We start from the raw sequence: 3652 nt of genomic DNA, 5'->3' as shown, positions 1-3652 counted from the left end.
GTATGGCCCTCAGATAAAGAAAAAAACAGCTGACGCATTATCACTAAGCCAACAGAGAAAACCAGCCGCCCTTTCAGATAGGAGTGACTGGATGTTTCTTATTCTATAATCCGCAGCCTTTGTAGGGCGATTCTGTTTTTTTGGTAAGGATTACTGAACATATGCTGTTTTCATACCGAGGTGCCCTACGTGCGGGGCTGGTATACCTGTTGGTGTCCATTGTGTGGCTCCAGCTCAGCAACCATTTATTGATCAACTTTCTTGATGACCCACGGGAGTTGGGGCGCTGGCTGCAGGCGCGCGGCTATGTGTGGGTGGCGCTCAGTGCGCTGGCGATTTACCTCATTTGCGCGCGTTTTGCTCGCACTCATCAGCTACAGCAACCCCTGAAAGAAAACCACGAGCGCCTGCAACAGGCCGCCGCCGTGTTCGATTGCACCCGTGAAGGGGTGCTGGTAACCGACGCCCAGGGGTTGATCGTGCACGTCAACCGGGCCTTCATGGAGATCACCGGCTACAGCCGCGAAGACGTCATGGGCCAGCGGCCAAGCCTGTTCAAATCGGGGCGCCATTCGTCGAATTTCTACCAGCAGATGTTCCAGACCCTGGAGAGCACCGACGAATGGAGCGGTGAAATCTGGAACCGCCGCAAAAGCGGTGAGATTTATCCACAGTGGCAAACCATCCGAGTGATCCACGACGACCAAGGCAAAGCCAGCCATTACGTGGCGGTGTTTTCCGATATCAGCGCCATCAAGGACTCCGAACACGAGCTGGCCCACCTGGCCCATCACGATCCACTGACCGACCTGCCCAACCGCTTGCTCTTCACCGACCGCGCCGAACAGGCCCTGGCCTCGGCGCAAGTGCACAAACGCGGTTGTGCCTTGCTGTTGATGGATCTGGACCACTTCAAGATCATCAACGACAGCCTCGGCCACAACACTGGCGACCAGTTGCTCAAGGCGGTGGGCGACCGGTTAAAAGGCCTGTTCGGCCCCGGTGTGACCTTGGCGCGTCTCGGTGGGGACGAGTTCGCCGTGTTGGCGGAAAGTTGTCCACAGGTGATACAGGCGGCGGCATTGGCCCAACGGATGCTCGATGCGATGAAGGAGCCGTTCGTGTTTGACGGCAACCAGTTGTTTATCAGCGCGAGCATCGGCATCAGCCTGTTTCCCAGCGACGCCCTCAGCGCCGGGCAACTGCTGCGCAACGCCGACTCGGCGCTGTTCAAGGCCAAGAGCGCCGGGCGTGAAGGCTACGCGCTGTACACCGAAGAGCTCACCGCCCACGCTCAGCACCGTGTGGAAATCGCCAGCGAACTGCGCCGCGCCCTGGATCAGCAAGAGCTACGTGTCTACTACCAACCGGTGCATGACTTCCACGACAGCCGCCTGATTGGCGTCGAAGCCCTGGTGCGCTGGCAGCATCCGGAGCGGGGCCTTGTGCCGCCTGGGGAATTTATCCCCATCGCCGAACGTACCGGGCTGATTGCCGATATTGACGCCTGGGTCATGGACCAGGCTTGCCGCCAGATGTGCCAATGGCTGGCCGAGGGTGCGCCGCTGAGTTTCATTGCGGTCAACGTGTCCAGCCGTTTGTTCGCCCGTCGTGAGCTGTACGAGCAAGTTGCGCAGGTTTTGCATGCGACGGGCCTGGACCCGGCGTTCCTTGAGCTGGAAGTCACGGAAAGCGCAGTGATGGACGACCCCGAGGTCGCCCTGGAGCAACTGCACCGCCTGCGTGAGTTGGGCTTGCGCCTGGCCATCGATGATTTCGGCACTGGCTACTCCTCATTGTTACGCCTCAAGCGCCTGCCGGTGCAGAAGCTCAAGATCGACCAGGGCTTTGTCGCTGGGTTGCCGTGGGATGAGGACGACGCGGCGATTGTGCGCGTGGTGATCGCCCTGGCGAAAAGCATGGGCATGCAGGTGCACGCCGAGGGCATCGAGCAGGTGGAGCAGGCCAGGTTCTTGTTGGAGCAGGAATGCGATATGGGGCAGGGGTATTGGTTTGGGCGGCCGATGCCGGCGCAGGAAATCGACTGGTCCCGGGCGCCTGCGATCCGGATTTGAAATGCGGCCAAGTGTGGGAGGGGGCTTGCCCCCGATAGCGGTGGGTCAGCCAAGAGTTTCCAACCTGATATACCGTCATCGGGGGCAAGCCCCCTCCCACATTTGGAACTCCACAGGGCTTAATTTCAGCGACTGAACGCAAAAAACCTTCGCAACTCCACGCCCTGTCAGAAAATTCTTTCTGGTTATATAAACATTCTTAAATAGTATTTTTAAGAATATCTGCGCTTATCTACTATCGCTCTCACGCCGCAAGCAGTGCCGCCACTGCCAGGCACTATTCATTTCAGGAGCGAGACCATGAGCGCATCTCTACGTAGCGTCGACGGCCAGGACGAAGCAGCCATTTTGCGTGAGATCCAGAGCGCCCTGCGCGATCTGCGGTTTGGCGCGGTGGAAATCACGGTGCACAACGCCCAAGTGGTGCAGATCGAACGCAAGGAAAAATTCCGTTTGCAGAACCCGGGTAACAAACCGAGCTAAGCCAAAACGGCGATAGACCCCGCAACTATAAGAAAAAGCCAACACCCCAGAATTTCAGGAGCTTCTATGTCGTCGATTCGCCGTTATGCCCTGGCCGCCCTCGCCAGTGCCGTGTTTGCCGGTTCCGCTGTTGCCAAGGACTACGAGTTGCTCAACGTCTCGTACGACCCTACCCGTGAGCTGTACCAGGACTACAACGCTGAGTTCACCAGCTACTGGAAACAGAGCCACCCGGGTGACAACGTCAAGATCCAGCAATCCCACGGTGGCTCGGGCAAGCAAGGCCGCGCTGTGATCGACGGCCTGCGCGCCGACGTAGTGACCCTGGCCCTGGCCGGTGACATCGACGAAATCGCCAAGCTCGGCAAAACCCTGCCGGAAAACTGGCAGACCCGCCTGCCGGACGCCAGCACTCCCTACACCTCGACTATCGTGTTCCTGGTGCGCAAGGGCAACCCTAAAGGCATCAAGGACTGGGGCGACCTGATCAAGAAAGACGTCTCGGTGATCACCCCGAACCCGAAAACCTCCGGTGGTGCACGCTGGAACTTCCTCGCCGCCTGGGCCTATGGCCTCAAGGCCGGTGGCAGCGAAGCCAAGGCCCAGGAATACGTGAAGGAGCTGTTCAAGCACGTACCGGTGTTGGATACCGGCGCACGCGGCTCGACCATCACCTTCGTCAACAACGGCCAGGGTGACGTGTTGCTGGCCTGGGAAAACGAAGCCTTCCTGGCCCTGAAAGAAGACGGTGGCGCCGACAAGTTCGATATCGTCGTGCCGTCCCTGTCGATCCTCGCGGAACCGCCGGTGGCCGTGGTCGACAAGAACGCTGAGAAAAAGGGCAACACCGAGATCGCCACCGAATACCTCAAGCACCTGTACAGCCCGGCTGGCCAGGAGATTGCGGCGAAGAACTTCTACCGCCCACGCGATGCAAAAGTGGCCGCCAAATACGCCCAGCAGTTCCCGAAACTGGACCTGGTGACTATCGACAAAGATTTCGGCGGCTGGAAAACTGCCCAACCGAAATTCTTTAACGACGGTGGCGTGTTCGACCAGATCTACACTGCGCAGTAAGCCAAAGTACCTGTAGG

At 58.8% G+C, this 3652-nt stretch carries 3 protein-coding genes; all 3 read left to right on the top strand.

The annotated features are described in order from the left end of the window. Window positions 1-161 precede the first annotated feature (161 nt). The 3 genes from dibA to ACRESD_RS11580 all read left to right on the top strand — a co-directional run bounded on the left by dibA (window position 162) and on the right by ACRESD_RS11580 (window position 3635). Window positions 162-2075, top strand: a complete 1914-nt coding sequence (dibA, locus tag ACRESD_RS11590; protein ID WP_431751024.1) for a phosphodiesterase DibA — start codon at window positions 162-164, stop codon at window positions 2073-2075. Between the two features lie 300 nt (window positions 2076-2375). Further along, complete coding sequence (gene oscA / locus ACRESD_RS11585; RefSeq protein ID WP_003170956.1) at window positions 2376-2558, top strand: sulfur starvation response protein OscA; 183 nt, start codon at window positions 2376-2378, stop codon at window positions 2556-2558. A gap of 66 nt (window positions 2559-2624) precedes the next feature. Continuing rightward, on the top strand, window positions 2625-3635 hold the full coding sequence (locus ACRESD_RS11580) for a sulfate ABC transporter substrate-binding protein (RefSeq protein ID WP_431751023.1): 1011 nt from the start codon (window positions 2625-2627) through the stop codon (window positions 3633-3635). Window positions 3636-3652: the final 17 nt, after the last annotated feature.

Source organism: Pseudomonas sp., assembly GCF_050739995.1.
GTDB lineage: Bacteria > Pseudomonadota > Gammaproteobacteria > Pseudomonadales > Pseudomonadaceae > Aquipseudomonas.
Note: the sequence above shows the minus strand (reverse complement) of the source record. Positions and strands in the feature narration are given on the sequence as shown.

Excerpts from the sequence above, each read along its gene's own strand:
- ACRESD_RS11580 (WP_431751023.1), top strand. The coding sequence starts at position 2,625 with ATGTCGTCGATTCGCCGTTATGCCCTGGCCGCCCTCGCCAGTGCCGTG.
- dibA (WP_431751024.1), top strand. The coding sequence starts at position 162 with ATGCTGTTTTCATACCGAGGTGCCCTACGTGCGGGGCTGGTATACCTG.
- oscA (WP_003170956.1), top strand. The coding sequence starts at position 2,376 with ATGAGCGCATCTCTACGTAGCGTCGACGGCCAGGACGAAGCAGCCATT.